The sequence below is a fragment of the Leuconostoc sp. S50 genome, assembly GCF_016624925.1.
Lineage (GTDB): Bacteria > Bacillota > Bacilli > Lactobacillales > Lactobacillaceae > Leuconostoc > Leuconostoc pseudomesenteroides.
In genome coordinates this window covers 66140-85476 of the sequence record NZ_JACVUE010000004.1, presented here as the reverse complement: position 1 = coordinate 85476, position 19337 = coordinate 66140, and the positions used below count along the sequence as shown (strand labels likewise).

General features: G+C 37.2%; 26 protein-coding genes. 1 reads left to right on the top strand and 25 read right to left on the bottom strand.

What is annotated here, in order from left to right; genetic code table 11:
• Positions 1 to 32: 32 nt before the first annotated feature.
• The 25 genes from IAE53_RS05185 to IAE53_RS05065 all read right to left on the bottom strand — a co-directional run bounded on the left by IAE53_RS05185 (position 33) and on the right by IAE53_RS05065 (position 18483).
• Positions 33 to 662: a hypothetical protein gene (locus IAE53_RS05185; RefSeq protein ID WP_200136248.1), complete on the bottom strand. Its 630-nt coding sequence runs from the start codon at positions 660 to 662 to the stop codon at positions 33 to 35.
• Positions 662 to 1192: a hypothetical protein gene (locus IAE53_RS05180; protein WP_200136247.1), complete on the bottom strand. Its 531-nt coding sequence runs from the start codon at positions 1190 to 1192 to the stop codon at positions 662 to 664. The genes IAE53_RS05185 and IAE53_RS05180 overlap by 1 nt, the downstream gene beginning before the upstream one ends.
• A 2-nt stretch (positions 1193 to 1194) precedes the next feature.
• Positions 1195 to 1716, bottom strand: a complete 522-nt coding sequence (locus IAE53_RS05175) for a hypothetical protein (protein WP_200136246.1) — start codon at positions 1714 to 1716, stop codon at positions 1195 to 1197.
• 19 nt (positions 1717 to 1735) lie between these two features.
• On the bottom strand, positions 1736 to 2134 hold the full coding sequence (locus IAE53_RS05170) for a thioredoxin family protein (protein WP_200136245.1): 399 nt from the start codon (positions 2132 to 2134) through the stop codon (positions 1736 to 1738).
• Complete coding sequence (locus IAE53_RS05165) at positions 2131 to 4188, bottom strand: CD3337/EF1877 family mobilome membrane protein (protein WP_200136244.1); 2058 nt, start codon at positions 4186 to 4188, stop codon at positions 2131 to 2133. The genes IAE53_RS05170 and IAE53_RS05165 overlap by 4 nt, the downstream gene beginning before the upstream one ends.
• 152 nt (positions 4189 to 4340) lie before the next feature.
• Positions 4341 to 4445 (bottom strand): putative holin-like toxin, encoded by a 105-nt coding sequence (locus IAE53_RS05160; RefSeq protein ID WP_004903361.1) that lies wholly within the window; start codon positions 4443 to 4445, stop codon positions 4341 to 4343.
• 118 nt (positions 4446 to 4563) lie between these two features.
• Positions 4564 to 7086, bottom strand: a complete 2523-nt coding sequence (locus IAE53_RS05155; protein ID WP_200136243.1) for an ATP-binding protein — start codon at positions 7084 to 7086, stop codon at positions 4564 to 4566.
• Positions 7087 to 7147: 61 nt separating this feature from the next.
• Positions 7148 to 7339: a hypothetical protein gene (locus tag IAE53_RS05150; protein ID WP_004903368.1), complete on the bottom strand. Its 192-nt coding sequence runs from the start codon at positions 7337 to 7339 to the stop codon at positions 7148 to 7150.
• Positions 7339 to 7860: an antirestriction protein ArdA gene (locus IAE53_RS05145; protein WP_099045095.1), complete on the bottom strand. Its 522-nt coding sequence runs from the start codon at positions 7858 to 7860 to the stop codon at positions 7339 to 7341. The genes IAE53_RS05150 and IAE53_RS05145 overlap by 1 nt, the downstream gene beginning before the upstream one ends.
• Before the next feature lie 31 nt (positions 7861 to 7891).
• Entirely contained in the window at positions 7892 to 8821 is a 930-nt protein-coding gene (uasX, locus tag IAE53_RS05140) for a serine-rich aggregation substance UasX (protein WP_200136242.1), read from the bottom strand.
• Between the two features lie 18 nt (positions 8822 to 8839).
• Positions 8840 to 9058, bottom strand: a complete 219-nt coding sequence (locus tag IAE53_RS05135; protein WP_200136241.1) for a hypothetical protein — start codon at positions 9056 to 9058, stop codon at positions 8840 to 8842.
• A gap of 82 nt (positions 9059 to 9140) precedes the next feature.
• Complete coding sequence (locus tag IAE53_RS05130) at positions 9141 to 10907, bottom strand: KxYKxGKxW signal peptide domain-containing protein (protein WP_200136240.1); 1767 nt, start codon at positions 10905 to 10907, stop codon at positions 9141 to 9143.
• A gap of 57 nt (positions 10908 to 10964) precedes the next feature.
• On the bottom strand, positions 10965 to 11399 hold the full coding sequence (locus IAE53_RS05125; protein ID WP_200136239.1) for a TcpE family conjugal transfer membrane protein: 435 nt from the start codon (positions 11397 to 11399) through the stop codon (positions 10965 to 10967).
• Position 11400: 1 nt separating this feature from the next.
• A complete protein-coding gene (locus IAE53_RS05120; RefSeq protein WP_200136238.1) occupies positions 11401 to 11664 on the bottom strand; it encodes a TcpD family membrane protein in 264 nt (87 codons plus the stop codon).
• 12 nt (positions 11665 to 11676) lie between these two features.
• Positions 11677 to 12648 carry a conjugal transfer protein gene (locus tag IAE53_RS05115; RefSeq protein ID WP_200136237.1) on the bottom strand — a complete coding sequence of 324 codons (972 nt, stop codon included), beginning with the start codon at positions 12646 to 12648 and terminating at the stop codon, positions 11677 to 11679.
• 5 nt (positions 12649 to 12653) lie between these two features.
• Positions 12654 to 12953 (bottom strand): hypothetical protein, encoded by a 300-nt coding sequence (locus IAE53_RS05110; RefSeq protein ID WP_200136236.1) that lies wholly within the window; start codon positions 12951 to 12953, stop codon positions 12654 to 12656.
• Positions 12954 to 12978: 25 nt separating this feature from the next.
• Positions 12979 to 14166, bottom strand: a complete 1188-nt coding sequence (locus tag IAE53_RS05105; protein WP_200136235.1) for a replication initiation factor domain-containing protein — start codon at positions 14164 to 14166, stop codon at positions 12979 to 12981.
• On the bottom strand, positions 14147 to 14458 hold the full coding sequence (locus tag IAE53_RS05100) for a hypothetical protein (protein ID WP_050884916.1): 312 nt from the start codon (positions 14456 to 14458) through the stop codon (positions 14147 to 14149). The genes IAE53_RS05105 and IAE53_RS05100 overlap by 20 nt, the downstream gene beginning before the upstream one ends.
• 60 nt (positions 14459 to 14518) lie before the next feature.
• Entirely contained in the window at positions 14519 to 14785 is a 267-nt protein-coding gene (locus tag IAE53_RS05095) for a hypothetical protein (RefSeq protein ID WP_200136234.1), read from the bottom strand.
• A 126-nt stretch (positions 14786 to 14911) separates the two neighbouring features.
• Positions 14912 to 16000: a cell division protein FtsK gene (locus IAE53_RS05090; RefSeq protein WP_188353497.1), complete on the bottom strand. Its 1089-nt coding sequence runs from the start codon at positions 15998 to 16000 to the stop codon at positions 14912 to 14914.
• Positions 15994 to 16440, bottom strand: a complete 447-nt coding sequence (locus tag IAE53_RS05085) for a hypothetical protein (RefSeq protein WP_200136233.1) — start codon at positions 16438 to 16440, stop codon at positions 15994 to 15996. The genes IAE53_RS05090 and IAE53_RS05085 overlap by 7 nt, the downstream gene beginning before the upstream one ends.
• A 21-nt stretch (positions 16441 to 16461) precedes the next feature.
• Positions 16462 to 17169, bottom strand: a complete 708-nt coding sequence (locus IAE53_RS05080) for a hypothetical protein (protein ID WP_200136232.1) — start codon at positions 17167 to 17169, stop codon at positions 16462 to 16464.
• 81 nt (positions 17170 to 17250) lie between these two features.
• Positions 17251 to 17403, bottom strand: a complete 153-nt coding sequence (locus IAE53_RS05075) for a hypothetical protein (RefSeq protein ID WP_200554199.1) — start codon at positions 17401 to 17403, stop codon at positions 17251 to 17253.
• A 517-nt stretch (positions 17404 to 17920) separates the two neighbouring features.
• Positions 17921 to 18205, bottom strand: coding sequence for a hypothetical protein (locus IAE53_RS05070; protein WP_200136230.1), 285 nt, complete (start codon positions 18203 to 18205; stop codon positions 17921 to 17923).
• 41 nt (positions 18206 to 18246) lie between these two features.
• Entirely contained in the window at positions 18247 to 18483 is a 237-nt protein-coding gene (locus IAE53_RS05065; RefSeq protein ID WP_200136229.1) for a helix-turn-helix domain-containing protein, read from the bottom strand.
• 143 nt (positions 18484 to 18626) lie between these two features.
• Between IAE53_RS05065 and IAE53_RS05060 the strand changes: the two genes are divergently transcribed.
• A complete protein-coding gene (locus IAE53_RS05060; RefSeq protein WP_200136228.1) occupies positions 18627 to 19334 on the top strand; it encodes a S24 family peptidase in 708 nt (235 codons plus the stop codon).
• Positions 19335 to 19337: the final 3 nt, after the last annotated feature.

Below are 19337 nucleotides of genomic sequence, written 5' to 3'. Positions count from 1 at the left end.
TAAACTTTAGACCACAAAAAAATCCTTGATGATTACTCATAAGGATTAAAGGTATTAAAGTCTGTGCTTTGATTAACGGCTAATCGACCAATATAATCAAGACTACTAATTTGATTGTCACTGGCTAAATAAGTGATATTAAAGTAATAATAACGTGTTTCACCATTACCAACATCACTGTCATGTTTGGCATTCACTGCAACACCAACCACGCCACTAGTTTCATCATCATTAGTTGTTTTTGGATAATAAGCAACCTGAACCACACTAGACTTCAAACCATTATTATCAATATAATCAGCCGTGCCACCAACTTGTGGGAATAAATAATCATTGGTTAAAACTTGACTGGTTGCTAATTGTGCTTGCTGAATTTTCTTTGTGCGTTTTTTATAATCGGATCCAGATGACCAATTATACGCAAGATTGAAAAACTGTTGACTGGTCTCACTAGCTTTCGTAATGGTACTTTTGGCAACTATCTGCTTCACTTTTTGATGACTAATTTTGACACTGCTTTGTTTTTGCTTTAATTGCTTAGCTTGTTTTTGCAAATGTGATAAAGTTTGTTGCTGTTGCCACATCAGTTGACCAAATCGTAAACTACCAAGTACCAACACAACTAATAGGGCATAATAACCAATTTCTGTTTTACGTGTCATTATTGATCCCCCTTTGTCAAATTGCCTAGCGTCAATGAAATCACCTCATTACCCTTTTCATTTAATTGTCCTAGTAACTGATAATTTATTGTCCGACTCCCATTAGTTGCCTTTAAAGCACCAAAAAATAATAGGCTGTCTCCTTGTTGGCTAAATAGCAATTGATTATCCGAGACATGCCATTTCTTGGCTTGTGCTGGATTACTCTCTAACTGCCCTAAAAACTGCTTAACAAATTTTCTGACTTTATCATTTGCCACCTTTGATAACACTTGTTTGTCTGATACATAGCCTGCATTAAACAAAGCATTAACGGTAGCTTTTGGTTGGATATCATCTGGTAATTTATTATCATTAGCGATTACTTTTGTAATCGTGCCACTACTAGTCGTGACCGTTTGTGTCGCAGATAATTTAGCAACCGTGGTAGTGGCTTGTTTAATTTGAGACTTTTGAAATTGTGTATAAAAAAAAGCGCCAATCAGGAAAAACCCAATAGCACTTAACACTTTAATTATAGTGTTTGTCATTTTTAAATTTTAATATCCTTTCCATACCACTCTTGTAAGATCATATAATCAGCGTTGAACTCAAAGGCAAACGGATATCTTTTACCCGTATCTTTCACAACAAAGTAGCCTTTAGCAACAAACGCATTGCCACCTTTTTCCCACTTGGCTGTTAAGTTTTCTATTTCATGCTCTTTGAAAATTGCACTATATCCCATACCAGAATTTGGAACATCAGTATGAAGTGCACTAGCATAAATCATAGCCGTAATAGACGCTTGCCTATCCCCAAATTTCTCACCATCTATAAATGTAGTATTATCCTCATTATCAACATTTTCTGTATAACGACCGTCATTATTCATTGAAAATATTTCATAATCAATACGCTTCATCACTTTAGCTTGATTAATTTTTGGTAACTTAGAACTAGATGACTGTGAACCTGTCTTGTGTTGTCCTGTCATCATAAAAGCAATGATGATAAGCAAAATAACTAACACGCCCCCAATAGATCCTAATGTCAACGCTGATTTTTTATTCATAACTCTCCAATCAATTGATTTATTCTCTCGCAATTTGTGCCATTTGTTCATGTGTTGGCTTCACAATTCGTTTGATGACTGCCCCTTTTTGTACCACTAAGACAGTTGGTGCTACTTGAACGTGATACTGTTCAAAATATTGTCGTGTTGCTAAATTCATGTAGTCAACGACAATGGTTGCCTGATTATTTTGATCACGCATTTTTTGCAATTTATTGACATCACCCGTCAACTTCTCACAGGTTGAACACCCCTTTTTATGAAAAATGATCACGGTTTTATGCTTACCCAGGGTTTGATGAAACGCACTTTTTAATTGATCATTTGGTGTATCATGATACTTATTATTATACCATAAAAACGCCGTAGTTACTACTGCCACAAGGATTGTAGCGATTATTATAAACATTTTTTTCACGAGTTATCCTTTCCAAATTTATTTTTTAACTGACTGCCTTTTTCATTACGCAACTGCTGTTTTTGTACCTTTTGTTTATCACGTTCGGCTAATAATTCACGAGCTATCTTATCACGATCAACCGTTTTTGATTGCTCCTTAGCAATTTCTTGACGTTTTGGTGTCTTTGATTGATCAAAGGTAGGTTTATCAGGTACTTTATCAAGTGTCTTGGGTTGTGGTTGTGTCGTTTGATCACCATATAATTGACGTTTAATTGCTTCACGATTTTTAGCCACTTCCTGTTGATTGTCTTTACTTTTTGGGTTATTGACGCGACTATTCGGCTGTTTAGCTTCAAAGTTTGATTTAGGTAGATGTACCCCGTCTTTTTCAAACTTTGAATGTTTTTGATCATCAAAACCTTTAGAATCCATTGGCTTTTTAAATTCATCAACCGTCAATGGCTTTTTATGCTTATCTGACAATTTTTGTGTTTTTGCCTGTTCTTTACCTAATAACTGATCACGAACACGTGAAAGATTTTGTTGGCGCTTTTCTTCCGCCTGTTTTGTCTTCATTTCATCACGAACATCCCGTCGTTGTGACATACGTTGCATAGGTCCCATTTGACTAATCTTTTGACCCACGCTGGATTGCTTAATACTCTGTCCTTTTTCACGTAGATTAGATAAACGCATGGATTGTGGCATATTACCCTCAACTCTTGAATAACTAACCCCAACAAATTCAAACAATTTACCACGGAATTTGTAAACAATATAGACTAAGAAGAAAAACAAAAGGGCATTAACGGCATAAGAACCAAAGTTTGTTGCGGGGACAAAACTATCAGTGAACTTCTGTAAAGCACCTACCAAGACAATTAAGAAACCAGACCCAATTTTAGCAATACCCCACATGATTGTTGCACCAACAATTTTATAACCATTGCGTGAAAATTGCGGAAACAATGCTGATACTAGAACAAAAGGTGATAACAAGTACAAAGCTAACTCAATGACCATAACAAAGATATTAAACAAAGCCACTGCGTCATAAGGAATAGCATTCACAACTGATACCACAATGGCAACTAAACTCATACCTGCCTTATTAAATGAATTATTTTTAGCTAAGGTAGGAAATTGTTTCTTTTGTTTATCTACCTGAGCTTGAACCTTTTCATCATCTCTACTGCTATTAGTGGAAATAAACTGATATGGATTACCACTTGCTTTAGTAACTGCGTCTGCCGTTGCTTTACCATAATTCATCAAGAAATAAGGTCGTTCAATGGATCGCTCAAAATATCCCACTCTTAACGTATCACCTGGTTTAACATTATCATTGCTATTGCCAATGACCTTTAAAACCTGCGCTTGTCCTGCGTCACTGGCTTGATTAATTTGATTAAATAGCTCATTACCGTTACCATACCAAAGCGTGGCGACCAACAAAATACCAACAAAATTAACGACCATTCTAACCGCTGATGACGTACGACCACTGGCAAAGTGCATAAATCCAGTAATAGCCAAAACAATCAAAGCTAACCCGCCAAATAAGACTTTACCCTCATCAAAAATACCTTTAACCTTACTAGAAACAGAGTTTTGTGCTTGTGTAAAGGCTTTTGATAAATTACCGTCATTTGATAAGGCGCTCAATAGCTCATCATTAATTTGATAAATCAAGGTATTCAAATACCAAAAGAACTTAGCTAAGCCCATACCCGTATTATTGGCTAAATCTGTCACACCAATTTTTTCTGAATAAGGTTGCCATGAAAATAGTGAGTCATTAAGCTTGTTGATGTTTTGTGCGTCACTGGCTTTAAATGAGTTATCAGCGGTATTAGTATCGCCCGATTTCTTTTCTGCGTCACTTGTAACCTCATCTACCGCTTTATCAGCTTGTTTTGAAGCGTCATCAATTGCATTAAGCGTATCTTGATTAACTAACGTACTACTTGAACTACTGCTATCATCTGCGGACACTTGCGTTTGTGCAAAGCCTAAAACAAACAAAAAAGAAGCCAAAATAATCAGCTTCCGACAAAATTTGATTTGCATGTGTTTTCCTTTCATCATTTCAATCATCATGTTATAATTGTGTATAGAAAAAGGAAGTAGCTCGAACTACTCCCTTTAACATCAATAGCCTGCTAAGCAGTGACTATTCACATATTAGTGTTTAATAACCACAACCGTGCAAAGTTGAGTGGTTATTTTTTTTGTTGACTTTTAATCAACTCAACAACCAATGCTAGTAAGGCAACTATAAAAGTGCCAAACATAAACATGAGCTGTAAAGCGTCTGAAACAGACACCAGGCTTTTCCTTTCCTAGAGTTCGTGTTTATAGGTTTTACACCATAAGCACCACCTCTTTTCTGTTGAAAGAATAGCCACCACTTAACTTAACTATCGACTGTTCTATTTTAACATATTAGCGATAAGCTTTTTCGGCTTGTGCCGTGTCACCAGCTTTAACCGTCTGATAGGCACGTTGCATAGCAACCAATGGTTCATCAACCGTTATTTTTTCAACCCGTCCATAAATATCTTTCATGAAACACTGTCCCATGACCATATTACCTAATTCCTTGATGTTATCATCATTAACTGGCAAACCAACATGTTGTAAAATATCTGGCCGTTCCTTATCCTCATCAAAGGCAAATAAAACACCAAAATTATCACTTTTAACATCATGAACTGATTGTGTCACTGGAATTAACAAGTTATTGGCAGAACGTCCAATACGTGCCATTTCATTAAAAATACGACTACCAATATCAGACGTTGTAAACGTCCAGGCTTCATCAAATATTTCAACCGTTTTTTCATCATAATCACGTGTCGCAAACGTCCGACTAAAGACCCCTAACACCGTCATCACAATCATACTTGCTACCTCAAATTCGGTGTAATCCTGTGTCGATTTGTCATGTTGTGGCAATGTCAATCCTGCTGTTTCAAGAATAGTAATCCGATTGTTTAACTTCAATCCCTCACTTTCACCATGTGAAAAAACTAGGGATAATGAACTACGAGTGACTTTACCTGATAAAAACTTGGCTAAATGTTTCACATCATCATCTTCATTCTGGGCTAATGCTTCAATGACATCTAACATACCAACCGTTTCACCAGCTTGTCGCTTTTGAATAATTTTATCAATGGCTAGATCTAATTCTGTTTCACGAATTAAGGAACCATAATCACGGTAAATTTGTTTAAAAATTTCTGTCACAGTTGCTTTCAAATTTTCCTGGTTAGATTGCGTTTGTCCTGCTGTACCACTTACATCAATCACAATAAAAGGATCTAAAACACCATAGTTTGTATTATCAGAAACATCAAGTGTCACAAAACGCACATTATTCAATAATGTATATTCATCTGGATAATCTTCTTTAAAATTCTGATCATTTAATACCGCTGAATACCATTTATGCATTTCCTGCTTAGGATCAAAATAGATTGCTTGGGCATTTGAAAGTTGAATAATTTTCAAAATAATTTTAGTGAGATAAGACTTTCCTCTACCTGTTTTACCCGTAATCATAATATTAGGGCTGGTTGTGCTGGTGGATCCGTCTAAAATTTCGTTGGTAATCAACGGATTAAAAAAGACCAAGCGCTTTGAACTGTCTAATGCGTCCTGGGTGCTATTGGCAACTGTTTTTGGTGCTCCTCGTCCAATATAAAAGCCAATATTACTACCAACTTGTTGATTGACGGCAAACAATAGCTCACCGATACCCTCACTGGTCAATAGTTGTACCCAATAGCGATTTTGGGACACATCAGAACCCATTAAATCGTAATAAAACAGACGCTTTTGTTCGCCTATTGGTTTCACAACAATCACGTCCATACTCTTAAAGGACTCAATTAAATTATCAACACGATCATGTAGGGTTTCAATGTCTTCCGCTGATACCGTAAACGTGACTAAGGTGGAAAAGAAGTTTTTCTTTTCTGAAATATGATCGTTTAGCACTTCGGCTATTTCAACCGTATTGTCATCTTTACTAGAAGAAAATCCCTCCGCTTGATAACGCTCTTTCACATTATTACTAGCAGTCTTTAACGATTGACCAGCACGAACCGATAAACCATAGATACCCTCTGACTTATAATAATGTGCTTTTAAATTGATGTCGATTGGATAACTCATATTTTGTACCAGTCGGAATAAATGAAAGCCTGTGATGTTTTCTGGCGTTGTCGATAACACTAATTTGGCAACATAACGCACATTGTCGTCATTCACTAATTTAACGTAGCCACTGACTGCCCCGTCATCAATCACCGTATCACTTAATTTGAAAATATCACGTTCTTGTCCGACTTTTCTAAAATCATGTAGCTGTCCCTGGATAAAATTATTACGCATTAAATGAACTAATTCATCAGTGGTCAAACGCCTAGTATGGTCCAAATAACCAACTTTTTCATAAGCCTGTTTTTCACTAGGTCTAAAATCATCAAACAGTTTTTCATCAAATGGCTTTTCATAATTAAACCAACCAGCCAACTCATCTACAAAATTATTCATAGCATTAGTGGCTTGTTTAATCACTTTACCAGAATTTTGATTATGTAATTTAATACCCAAAACAAAGCGCTCAATTGTTTGTGAGACACCAGTAGCGGTAATGGCACTAATTTCATCTACAATCATTTGAACGGGTGTATCACCCATATCTGTTGCCAAAGAGGGCTGTAACTCTTTATAACGATTAACCAAATCTAAATCACGATTATAAAGACGCAACTCAAAATCTTCAAAATCAGCGAGACGATCAAATAACAAACTCAATTGTGTCTGTCGTTTTGAAATACCCTCCTCATCATTATCTGAAATACTTAGTGCTTCAATGTTAAAATACGCCCAAGCTTGATTGTCCTGGGTTAATAAAATATTATTTTTCACGGCTTTAAATGGTACTGCAAGTTTCATTGATGTCTCCTTATTTTTTATTTGTTATGTACCTACAAAGTCTAGGCTTTGCAGATGATTGCTAATAGACAATCACTTTCTTTGTATCTTCCAACACAAAACCATTCTTAATGCGCCACCTGATTTGAATTAAACCATTCGCGTCAAAATAGCGTAATTCTAAAGTGGTTTTGAGATACGTCCACTTAATATCTGTGACATTTAGGTCATAGAGATAAGCATTATATATCGCTTTAAATTCGGCAACTAACACTACGATCCTACATATTCGCCATGAGGTAACTTAGTAAAATCACCACCCAAAATCAGATCATGTCCGTATTTCTTAAAATCAAAATAGGTCTCAATCTCATCATTTGATAGCTGACCAACACCACCACGCCTTGCGATCACTTCGTTGGCTAAGTCATCTTCATCTTCTGCTTTAATAATCGTTAAATTTTCAACTTGATTATCAATCGTGTTATCCAGCAAGATTAACCCATGACTATATAAATCAGCCAAAGTCTGCTCATCAACACCATTTTCAACGGCACGTTTGGCACTTTCCACCATATTATTAAGCTTAACAATTGACTCATAGGGATCTATTTTAAATGGCGCTTCATAATCACTAATTATGATTTCTTCATTACCAGTGCCTGCTCCAATAGCGCCTTTTTCGGTTAAAACTTGTGTTACCCGACTAGGTGACACAGGCAATGTAAACCATTGACCAAGAGACGGTACATTCACAGCACCAACAAATATTTTAATTTCACTAAACTTAATCATTAAAAAAACACCCCCTTTAGGTGCGAACTCATCAATTTTTAAAACGTTTGAATATCAATGCGCCTGTCATTGCCAAAACGCCTGAAACAGCGCTTAAAATGCCAATTGATGATTTTGCTTGTGTGGCATGTGTTTCTGGTAAGGCTTTGGCAACAGCGTCATCTAACTTTTGCTTTGCTTCAACAACCTTAGCGTTAGTAGCGTCCTTATCATTAGCAGTTAGCGCTTGGTTATAGGCTTCAACAGCACGGGCAACACTAGGCACACTAGCGACTTGTGTTGGCACTGAAACAACGTTACCAGAACTATCAGGTGTGACATCAACTGGTTTCACATGATTGACTTCACCCTGATCATTCTTATCAGGTGTAGTTGGTGTCAAAGGTACTGTGTTATTATCGTTTGATGAACTTGATCCACCAGCATTTGAATTATCTGTCCCACCATTATTTGATGATGAGCCACCTTGATCACTTGATGAATTTGATCCACCATTGTCTGATGATGAACTTGACCCACCGTTATCTGATGATGAGCCACCTTGATCACTTGATGAACTTGATCCACCATTATCTGATGATGAGCCACCATTGTCATCTGGCAATGTTGAACCATTATCATCATCATCACCTGGTGTTGGCGTTGGTGTATCAGTACCACTATTGTCATCTGATGAACTTGACCCACCATTATCTGATGATGAGCTTGAACCTGTGTCACCACCTGGCAAATTACTATCATCATTATCTGAAAAATCACCACTTGATGATGTCGCACTTGCCACTGGATCCACACTAGCCGTTAAAGCGACTGCTTTTACTTGTGGTAAACCAGTAGAGGTTGCTTGTACTGATTGAGCGGTACTCGTACCAGTTGTTGGCACAGTATCAGCGTTGACCGCTTGATGACCTAATGCCAAAGCACCAAGCACTGAACCTGCGATTAAAAGTTGTTTTTGCATTTCCTATACTTCCATTTCTTAAAATTTAATATCTTTAAACAAAGCCAAATCACCATACAAGGTTTTTAAATCATTAGTAAATTTACTAATGGCTTCATCACATTGTGCTACCGTTCGATTATTTTCTACATTAGCCACCAAAATAGGCAATGAATGAACAGCAACATCAACTAAATCTAATTGTGATTGTAGATAATTGATACGCTTCTTTAATTCCTGATTATCACTTAATGACATAACGCACACCTTTACATTATTTGGGCTTCACACCCCATTTGGTTATATTCTGTGATAACGTCACGACCAGCAGTTAATCTAATTAGTTTTGCTTCTTAAACTTCTTACTGATTGCACCAAGCAAACCTAGACTAGCAATACTTGCCATAATACCTAATACTGTCCCACTACCTTGTTCCTTAGCATTTGTATGTGGCAAAATACTTGCTGTTTCAACAGCCTTTGGTGTAGCTGGTGTTGCAGGCGTTGCCGTCTTTTCAACCTTAGGTGTCTTTTTGATGTTGTAATAATGCACAGCAACTTTTTGTACCTGTGGCTTATCAGCCGTTGGCATATCTGCTACGGTAATCTTATGAACGCTTGCCTTTGGGGCAACTGGTGCCGTTGGCTCTTGTTCATACGTTGGTGAAGTTGGTGTCACATTAGTGTTTTTAATTTGCCATTCAACTTGACCATGCGTGTTCCAAATCCAGTTATCATCAACTGTTAGGAATTGAATAGCTGAACTTGTCGCATTCGGTGCCAACGTAAACGTCTTGTTAATTGCAGTCGTTGAGTTGATGTTCTTAGTAAAGGTGGTATTACCGTCATGATAAACAGAGAACAATTCCTTACCATTCAAATCATAAACATGGAAGTTAATGTTTTGATTAACAGCCGAGTTTTGATAATAGTTCGTATAGGTGTATGAGTACAACTCAATTGATGAAACGGTGATTGTTTCTGAACCGTCACCATTGGCAACAACTTTCCAATTGACCTTACCTTTCAAAACACCATGACCAATCACATGCACACCGTCATTCATATCATGTTCAAGCGTAAATTCGCCTGTCTTTTGATTAACAGTAGAAGTCATAAAGGTTTTGTATTGACCACTTGAAGCGTCCGTTTGTGTCTTAGCACTCATACTAATTTCGGTATTAACCGCTTTTTCAAACTCTGCCACTGCCTTATCATAAGCTGCTTTTTTATCAGCGTTTGCCTTATCAACGGCTGCCTTTTTGGCTTGATAATCAGCGACTTGCTTTTGATATTCAGCCGTCAAGTTAGCCAATGTTTGTGCGTCTTGATTTTGTGTTGCCACACCGTCCGCAATCGCTTTATTGTACAAGTCAATGTTATAAGCCATTGCGTCTAACAAGTCCTGCCCTTCAAGTCCTTTCAATGACTTGTATTCTGGAGCAGTCTTTGACACTTCAACACTGACATCAATTCCTGCCTGCTTGGCATTGTCAACTTCTTTATCTAAATCAGCCGTTGACTTATCAATATCAGCCTGTCCCTTTGTCGTAGCGTCTTTTTGATCAGTTGTTGCCTTGTCATAAGCTTGATCATTGGCTTGTTGCTTTGCTGTAGCGTCTTTCACTGCTTGATCCTGCTTGTTCAAATCAGATAGCACTTCATTTGTTTTTGATGAAGCATTATCATCATTGATTGTGACATCAGTTGTCTTACCAGTTGTCACATCAACGCCAGCCTTTGAAGCTGTCTCTGCGTCATTCTTAACTGTATCTTGTGCCTTATCGACACTATCCTTTGCCTGGTCTTGTGTCACATTTGAGCCAGCAGTTGTTGGCACTGTACTTTTTTCAGCGGTTGAAGAAACAGTGTCAGCCTTTGCCGTATCATCAGTCTTAGCCTGATCAGTTGATGAAGCAGTCAATTGCACTTGCTTATCATTTTGCGTGGTATCAGTCGCTGTCACTGCTTGTGTGTCAGCGTTTGAGACTGTATCAGCATTCACTTGTGTGGTATTAGCACTCACAGCAACACCAGCTACTGCAACGGCTCCAATCACCCACAACTTACCTGATTTATACAACTTGTACGTCTTTGAATTTTCCATAATTTTTTGTAATTAAAAAGCGCTATTTTTAGCGCTTATCCTTTCTGATATTTAACGTCAATCACGACTTTTAGATTTTTGAATAATAATAGGCGTGTCTGCCATGTGACTAGTTTCAAAATAACCATTTGGCAGGACACGATCATGATAATAAACTGTCCGACTTAGAATTTTTTTAACACCAAACGTCGCTATTGAAATTGCATACTGCACTAATCCTAAGCCGTCAGGCTTCACTCTGTTTGATAAAGAGACGATCCCAACAGGCATAACAATATATGCGCCCACATAAACTAATTTACCTAAGTCTGAATTAGCATGATAAAAGGCTTGCAATGGTACGTGAAAAATAAGATAAATAACAACCACTGAAGCAAAAAATATAATGGCTGGTTTCAAGCTAATCCCAACAGGTAAGCTATATTCATCTGAAATTTTACGAATGACAATATCTTGCTTCAACGCCTTTTGATAGTTATAAACTTCTGCCATATTAACCAAATATATTTTTAAAGATACCACCAAGAGAATTAAGGGCAGTATCTGGATTTTTAACAACAAAGTACACTAAACCACCAACAGCAAGGCTGACTATTATTTGTCCAATTGAACCTTTAATAAAGTGTCTGACAACTAGATACATAATACCCATTGCAATAAACGCTGACACCCAACCAGCTACTTCTTGTTGAAGACCTGTAAAACTAATGGATCCTGTGGGAATTTGAAACATAAAATTTGTTACGATTGCTTTCATCATAACCTCCTCTTAATTTAGTAGACCGCCTTGTGTATGGATCATTTTAACCACATAATAGGTTGATCCCTTTGGCGAAACGGTCAAGGTAATCTGTTCTGAATGTTCAAGCTTTGTTTCTGTATCTGTCAGTGTCAAAAGATACTTAATATTCATGTTAGCTTTTGAACCTGAAACACTAACTTGATCAATACTCTTAACAGCGTATTGTCCCTCTAATCCCTCTGGCTCTTTCATGATTAACGACATATCACTAGCTTTTGAACTCACATACTTCTCACTAAAGGCTTGTACAAACTTTTGAACTTTATCACTGCTTGCCAACGTGGCATTATTGGTATCATCTTGATCAATCTTGCCAACATGACCGACAATATCTTGTTCTGTTGTCGCATAAGGTAACGCCAAAACAGTGTACTGCCCTGCTTTTTGAGCAAAAGGCAAATTAAAAACGCGAATAATTGTATTTTTATCATTGCCAACGGTATAGCCGACTTGATACTGTGCAATCTTCACGTCGTTTTTGGTAAACGTATTTAATAATCTGGATCCCACATACGTCTCTTTTTGGGAGTCTTGATTATCATAAATGGTGCTACTAATATTTGGTGCAAAATACTTTTTTAAGGCTTTTAACCGCTTTTGCTTATCATCATCATTATCTGATTGTGTGAAGTAGGTTTGAAAAAAGCCTTGTGCATAGCGATTAAGACTAGGTGAATAGACACTTTGTCCCATACTAGCTTTTTCTAGCTTATCATCATACGTTTTCATCTTAGCAATCAGTTTATGATTAGTTTGGCTCACGTTACTAGCTTTAATAAAGGCAACCGCACCACTCAATCCAACCAACACCAGGGCAATTTTAACAAAACGCCTAATCCATTTGCCCCGTTTTTGGACTTTAGCATAAGGCAATGACTGATCAGGTTTATCACGAGATTTAACATAACCTTTTTTGATTGACTTTAACTTATCAAACACAAATTTTACATACCCCCAAACCGATCTACTTTTTGCGTAATTTCTTCGGCTAAATTGATAACGTTATCCGCCACCTTTGGCAATGACTTGTATTGCTTGTTCAAAACAGACAAGTTACGACGTAGGCTAGCTAGGTCATCACCAATTAAGTCACTCCACTTTGGATCATTTTCCATGATTTCCTTAGCTTTATTCACGGCAGCATACAAATTAGTGTCTTCAATTTTTGATAATACCTTAAAATTAGCGACTTCTGTTGCAGTAGCGCTAAGTGCTTTTTTGAATTGTGTTCCTTGTTCTGACATCTGTGTGTCCTCCAATTTTTAACTTTTAAAAAGGTAAGTTGACCTTTTCAGCAACTGATAACAACTTCTTTTGACGTGGACTTAATTCTGCGTCATCAATAATTTCATCTATCGTTTCTTGACCAAAATATAAGATCAAGGCTTTTAGCGTTGGTGCAACTTGGGTGATAAACCAATCAAGTGAACGCGCCATAGATAAATCGACTGGTTGCGCAACATACTCAACAACACTAGCCTGTTGCAAAAAGGCACGCCACGGCGCCCATTGCTGTAACTTGTCAATTTCTTTTTTATCCATTTTATCGACCGGTACCTCATAAAATCTGACGTACTCTTGTAAATAAGCAAATAATTCGGGTCCAACTTTGCGGGTTTTGACAAGGTGCTGGGCTAGTGTTTGCGCACGATCCTGCTTTAATTCAATTTCATAACGATTTTTTATGCCAATTTCTTCATGTGGGATATGCCGTTTAGTTGCCTGTTCCTTGTCTTTTTCATAAAAACGAAAGAACACTTGACCACTACGAGAACCAAAGTACATGGTTGCACCACCCGATTGACCATTACCAATAAAGGTTGGCTCACTTCTAAATTTTTGCGTGTAGCGTTTGGCTTCAACAATCTTGTAGAGATCAAAAATATTAAAAATTCGTTCCATATCGTTAAAAGCATAATCAATTCGTGTCACATGACCACCGTTATCCAAAGCAAGGCTGAGAAAATCAAAGATATTTCTATCTTGTTGCATGAGCATATTTTCCAAAATACGTATGCCTTGCCCTGATACCGTGATCAAACTTTCTGGCGCGTCTTTTTTACCATACACGGTGATAAATGCTTGACCTGCAAAAGCATAGGTAATTGAATAGCCAAAACGTCCACCGTCACGTTGAATAAATAAGTCATATCCCGACTGTAAAAGCGTTTTGACTAACCATTCCGCAGTACGCATTTTAAACGAAATACTTAAATAATCCAGCCATAAGCTCATGCCGTCTGCATTCAACAACACTCTTAACGTATGCCGTTGATCTGCATTTAATAACGTGGCAATCACTTCATCACTAGCTTCAATTTTTTTGATGTAAGTTGACCGTGAAACATTAAGAAACAAAGCCATTTGAACTTGCGATAAGTCCAACTCTTTACGGAACGCCACTAAATCAATTCCTCTAGTGACTTCATAATCTAACTTAAAATATTTCTCTGACATGTTTTACTTGTTTGTAAATAACGTCCCAAATCTGCATACGATCCATTTTTTCATCAACGGACTGCGTAGCAAACGTCATGTACCAATCGCCCTCTCCTTTCTGGTAGACCTGTTCTGGATCCACGATAGTCCCCAATGCAAGCGCTGGGGGTAACTTATCACCTGCAACTTGATATACCCGTGTATCAATGACTTGACCGTCTAGAAAATGACCAAATAAAAACGCATAACCTGTATTATGCGTTGTGCCATATAATTCATTTGGTAGAATACCAAGATACTGATATAACAATTCTTTTTTTAATAACCTCTTTTCTATTTTTATTAAATATATTTAATAATAAACTGATTTTTAGACATTGAATTTTAATTTAAAAACGAATTTACACACTGCTTTTAAATCGCTGTAAATCAACGCCCCGTAAGAATGAGGGCTTGTTGCCTGTTGGCATTTCTGTAAATTTCCCCCCCCTATTAGTAATTTGGGGGGTTGGCGAATTTGATCAAATGATTGTACGTTATTCAGCGCACAATCGGCTACAAAGACACAACGGCACGTAATCCCCTTTTCAAACGCCACCAGTCGCGCACCAGCAGAGCTGGGCGCTTCCTTTTCCACAGCAGAGCTGTTCCATGGCTGAAAAGGGTCAACGTGCCGTAAGTGCTTTGCTTAACGCCTCATGCACCCCGACTGCCTACAATCACTAAATCAAATTAGACCTGCCAAACAACTAATAGGAACTAACTAAAAGTTTAATTCTACATATTTGGCGCTTTTGCTATCCAAAAATTCCTTAATCTCACCCATTGGCTCAACTGGACTAGCTGGATATTGCTGACCTAATTCATCAAAATATTTGAACGGGACAAAGTCTTTAGGAATAACAGGCGCAAAGAATGATCTTGCTTGCCCTGGTGTCATAGCTAAATAACCCCAACCCTTTAAATTCTTCGATAATTCCTTAAATTGCACTTCGTCAACGTCATCAGGGAACATCATAGACAGTCCACTAGATTTCATCTTACCAAGTGCCACACGGAACTGGAATTGATCACGAGACGCACTACCAATCGTATCAGCCGTTGGTTTCTGCATAGCAATCGCCACAAAGTAACCTAATTGACGACCTAACATGGTAATTTGTCCCAAAATTTGTTGGATCGCTTCACTTTCGTTATATTTCAAACCAGAAACAAACGCACCAAATTCATCAAAAACAAAAAAATGTGGTTTCAAACCATACTTACGATAGTTGCCAACATTTTCTTCTAAATTATCATTCAATAGATCATGATATTCACGACCACGCTTAATCATTTCAAGATAAAAACGATAAAATGATTTTAAGATACGATCACGACCATAAGTGACACGATATTTTAGTGACGCTGTTTTACCAAGCACTGATAAATCAGTCTCTTTTGGATCCGCAACATCAACAACCGCACCACTTTTAATCAACCCATTCAGTAAACTAAACAAAAAGAATGATTTACCAGAACCCGTATCACCAGAAATAAGTGCCTGGGGATATTTTTCATAATCCCAAACAACCCCTTTCATAATTTCAATCGTATGATCTGTTATGGTCATGTCAGATAAGCCTAAGCGTAATCCCAACGGATTAGAAATAAAGTCAAATGACTTAAACCCAAAAATATCATTTGTTCCCACACCGTCAGCAAACAACATAGCCGACAGAGGTTGTGAAATACGTCGATCACGAAAACGATCCTGATACTTTTGTCCGTCCATTGGTAAATAGATTGAAAAACCAACCTTACCATTATTTTTTAAACTGACTTTTGGCAGCTTAATTTTTTGTTTTACCAATGCCAACCACCTTTCTCACCACCCAAATTAAAACTCAAACGGTGTTCTTTTTCATCAACTTCCTTGACCAAATAGTATTGATTAGCAATTAGCCAATTAGATAGGCGTTCTAAACGAAAAACAGTCGCCCAAAGCCCTTGAAATTGATAAGTCTTCCAATACCAATAACTTGCACCAATCACTAAGACAACCATAGCAATCAAAGTTAAATAGAGACCTGGTAACAAACTATTAACAAAAGCCAACCAATCAACTTGTGTGATCAATGCTTTTGTAAAACTGACTAACCCTTTACTAGGTGGCATGATAGCAAGTAACCGAAAAACAATCGTGATCAAAAATACGACCACTGGCACAAGACCAATTGCAATAAAAACATCACGTCTTAAATGCCTATGCCAATAACGAACACGGAAACCACGGGGAAATAACTGACTCATTGATTAACCCCTTTCCTGCCATTACTTAGTTTTGGCTTCAGCAGGCTTAGCAGTTGTTTGTGGCTTATTATCAGCAGTTGCCTTTGAAATGCCACTAGCAGAGAAGAACAAAACATCTTGATCTGGATCATCATTGGTTGAACCGTCAAATAATGACACAACCAAATTTTCAAATTCAACCTTATCAAATGGCTTAAAGGCACCCTCTGGGAATACGCCAACAGGCACACGAACTGTTAATGCCTTACCATTTTCATCACTCACACGAACATCTTTAGCAATCAAATCACCAACACGGGAACCACGATCTTGTTGTTCCTGATAATTCAAAGTCTCAAAGACATCACGAGTGGCACCATACATAAATGAACCTGTAAAGAAATCTGTATCAACAACAGGGAAATACTCACCCTTAACCACAACCATAGTACGGGCTGACTCATTCGCCCAGGTAGTAGCTACTGTTTCATTCTCTTTCTTAATAACAGCAGTCAAACCAGAAACCTTAGTCCGTGAACCACCAATTGGTACCAAATCTAATGTCATATTTTCAAACTTAACAACATCTTTTGGCTTTAATCCCTCTGGAAATTTACCAACGGGTGTCACCGTCAAGGCATCAGCGTCAGAACCCTCAATTAAAAACTGTGGTCGTCCATTATCAGGTGTTCCTAAATACAAAAACTTCAAGTTACCCTTTTCAGGCAACAACTTCAACATCTTACTCATAAAAATTAAAACTCGCTTTCTTAATCAAAATAAAAAGAACACTCCAGATTAAATAATCAAAATGTTCTTAGCAACAACACATTAAATTTTAGTCTCAACCGACACATGGAACTCATACTTATCAGCCAATGACTTTAAATCAGCTAACAATTCTGCATGCTCTCTTGATGTCATGAGACGTTGATAATCACTACGTACGACGAGAACAATTTTTTGTTTGTTATCCTCCATCATTGTCGTCCTTTCTTTCACTAAATTCCATCATCAAAAAACTTGTTATCTTATAAAAATTAAAATCAAAAATGTAACTATACTTTGATCTTTAGCTACAAATTGCACGCTCCACATTCACACTGCTTCATGGCACACTAAATAAACCTAAAATCGAATAAAACCTTATTCTCAGACACCATTGATATTCTATTTATCTCATTGTCCTTGGATCCCCTGACATCAACCAGACGATTACGGTGTTTTAATAGTGCAACGTCAGAACTCAAATCAAAGTAACGTTGCGACCCGAAATCAATCGACCCTCCGTAACTATCGCTACAAATTCAACAATAACTTGCCATGCTTAACCTTACTTTTTAACAAATTATTGTTTTTTCCATCAAAAACCGTTATGCTAAAGGTGCAAACTTTTAAACGAATGATGGTTATCTTTGTAACTTGATATTCAATTATTTGGGGACACTTATGTGTCCTTGTTTATTTCACAATTAAACTTATATTCTGCTGGTTACGAGATTTATTGGTAGTACTCAATGTGATCTGCTAACCATTTTTTTACCGCTGCCTTCGGATAGACAGTTGATTTAACACCGGTGGCTGCATCTTCTATCTCAATGTGCGGTAACCGATATCTAATACGAGAAAAATACGTTCTACCAAGGCCAGTTTCTGCGGCAGCTTGGCTATCAGATTTCCAGACAATCACATCATTTTGACGATGAAGCTTGTCAAGTTCTGCTATTTGTTGAGAAAACAATTTTTCCATATTTTCTATTACATCATTCAATTCAACTTCAGCCATAAAACACCTTGCTATCTCGATGGTTACTATGTCCTAACTCGCTATAGGTTTATCCAAACCGGATCCTTATTACGGTTAAACCGTTTTTTAGAACAAAAAATAAGCTCATCATAACTAACATTAAATTGTTTCTCGATATTACTAAGTACAGCAGTGCTGGGAACAGTTCTCCCTTGCTCATAATTTTGCCAAGTTCGTTTTGAAACTCCGACAATTCTAGCCATTTCACGTTGACTTAGATTGAAGTTAGCTCGAAGAGCTTTCAACGTTACCTTCATGTCTCCTCCTTTCTGAATAACCTTATTCTATTACGGTTAAATCGTAATGTCAATAGATAATAATTAATAAACTGGACTTAATTTGATTTATTTACGGTTTTGTCGTATAATAATTGTATAAAAAACATTGAAGGATCAACGTTATGAGCTCATTAGGCAATAAAAAAATTATGTCACAAAATATTTCTAGACTAATGAAATCAAAGGGTGTGACACGCAATAAGATGTCCGACGATTTAGCTATTAGTTACACAACACTCACTGACTGGATAAAAGGCAATACTTATCCGCGAATTGATAAAATTGAACTGATGTCACAATATTTTGGTGTGCCAAAATCAACACTTATCGAACCTGAAAATTCATTACACATTAGTGATAAGGTGAATGCCATTTTAGCTAATCTCTCTATTAATCGCCAAAAAAAAGTACTAGCTTATAGTGAACATCAATACCAACTACAAAATAATCAACCAAGACCTTTTAAGCGGCCGAAACAAGATATTGAACTTTACGGCGCAGTATCTGCTGGCACAGGAGAATATTTAAGCGACGAGTATCGAGAAACCATCTCATATGAAGGAATAGTGCCAGATCATGATTACGCAGTTATCGTCAATGGTGATTCCATGTTGCCCTTATTTGAAGATAAGCAGATAATTTTTGTCAAAAAAGGAACCGATATTCGTTCAGGGCAAATTGTCATTGCAAACTATGATCAACAAGCTTACGTCAAAAAGTTTGTTAGTGATGATATTGGCGCACGGTTCGTTTCACTCAATAAAAAATATGATGATATGCCCATTGATGCAAATCATGAAACATCAATACTTGGAGTGGTTGTCCTTTAAATT

Excerpts from the sequence above, each read along its gene's own strand:
- IAE53_RS05085 (WP_200136233.1), bottom strand. The coding sequence starts at position 16,440 with ATGAGTCAGTTATTTCCCCGTGGTTTCCGTGTTCGTTATTGGCATAGG.
- IAE53_RS05155 (WP_200136243.1), bottom strand. The coding sequence starts at position 7,086 with ATGAAACTTGCAGTACCATTTAAAGCCGTGAAAAATAATATTTTATTA.
- IAE53_RS05175 (WP_200136246.1), bottom strand. The coding sequence starts at position 1,716 with ATGAATAAAAAATCAGCGTTGACATTAGGATCTATTGGGGGCGTGTTA.
- IAE53_RS05180 (WP_200136247.1), bottom strand. The coding sequence starts at position 1,192 with ATGACAAACACTATAATTAAAGTGTTAAGTGCTATTGGGTTTTTCCTG.
- IAE53_RS05065 (WP_200136229.1), bottom strand. The coding sequence starts at position 18,483 with ATGAAGGTAACGTTGAAAGCTCTTCGAGCTAACTTCAATCTAAGTCAA.
- IAE53_RS05125 (WP_200136239.1), bottom strand. The coding sequence starts at position 11,399 with ATGGCAGAAGTTTATAACTATCAAAAGGCGTTGAAGCAAGATATTGTC.
- IAE53_RS05120 (WP_200136238.1), bottom strand. The coding sequence starts at position 11,664 with ATGAAAGCAATCGTAACAAATTTTATGTTTCAAATTCCCACAGGATCC.
- IAE53_RS05130 (WP_200136240.1), bottom strand. The coding sequence starts at position 10,907 with ATGGAAAATTCAAAGACGTACAAGTTGTATAAATCAGGTAAGTTGTGG.
- IAE53_RS05105 (WP_200136235.1), bottom strand. The coding sequence starts at position 14,166 with ATGTCAGAGAAATATTTTAAGTTAGATTATGAAGTCACTAGAGGAATT.
- IAE53_RS05135 (WP_200136241.1), bottom strand. The coding sequence starts at position 9,058 with ATGTCATTAAGTGATAATCAGGAATTAAAGAAGCGTATCAATTATCTA.
- IAE53_RS05060 (WP_200136228.1), top strand. The coding sequence starts at position 18,627 with ATGAGCTCATTAGGCAATAAAAAAATTATGTCACAAAATATTTCTAGA.
- IAE53_RS05185 (WP_200136248.1), bottom strand. The coding sequence starts at position 662 with ATGACACGTAAAACAGAAATTGGTTATTATGCCCTATTAGTTGTGTTG.
- IAE53_RS05110 (WP_200136236.1), bottom strand. The coding sequence starts at position 12,953 with ATGTCAGAACAAGGAACACAATTCAAAAAAGCACTTAGCGCTACTGCA.
- IAE53_RS05070 (WP_200136230.1), bottom strand. The coding sequence starts at position 18,205 with ATGGCTGAAGTTGAATTGAATGATGTAATAGAAAATATGGAAAAATTG.
- uasX (WP_200136242.1), bottom strand. The coding sequence starts at position 8,821 with ATGCAAAAACAACTTTTAATCGCAGGTTCAGTGCTTGGTGCTTTGGCA.
- IAE53_RS05145 (WP_099045095.1), bottom strand. The coding sequence starts at position 7,860 with ATGATTAAGTTTAGTGAAATTAAAATATTTGTTGGTGCTGTGAATGTA.
- IAE53_RS05075 (WP_200554199.1), bottom strand. The coding sequence starts at position 17,403 with ATGATGGAGGATAACAAACAAAAAATTGTTCTCGTCGTACGTAGTGAT.
- IAE53_RS05165 (WP_200136244.1), bottom strand. The coding sequence starts at position 4,188 with ATGCAAATCAAATTTTGTCGGAAGCTGATTATTTTGGCTTCTTTTTTG.
- IAE53_RS05080 (WP_200136232.1), bottom strand. The coding sequence starts at position 17,169 with ATGAGTAAGATGTTGAAGTTGTTGCCTGAAAAGGGTAACTTGAAGTTT.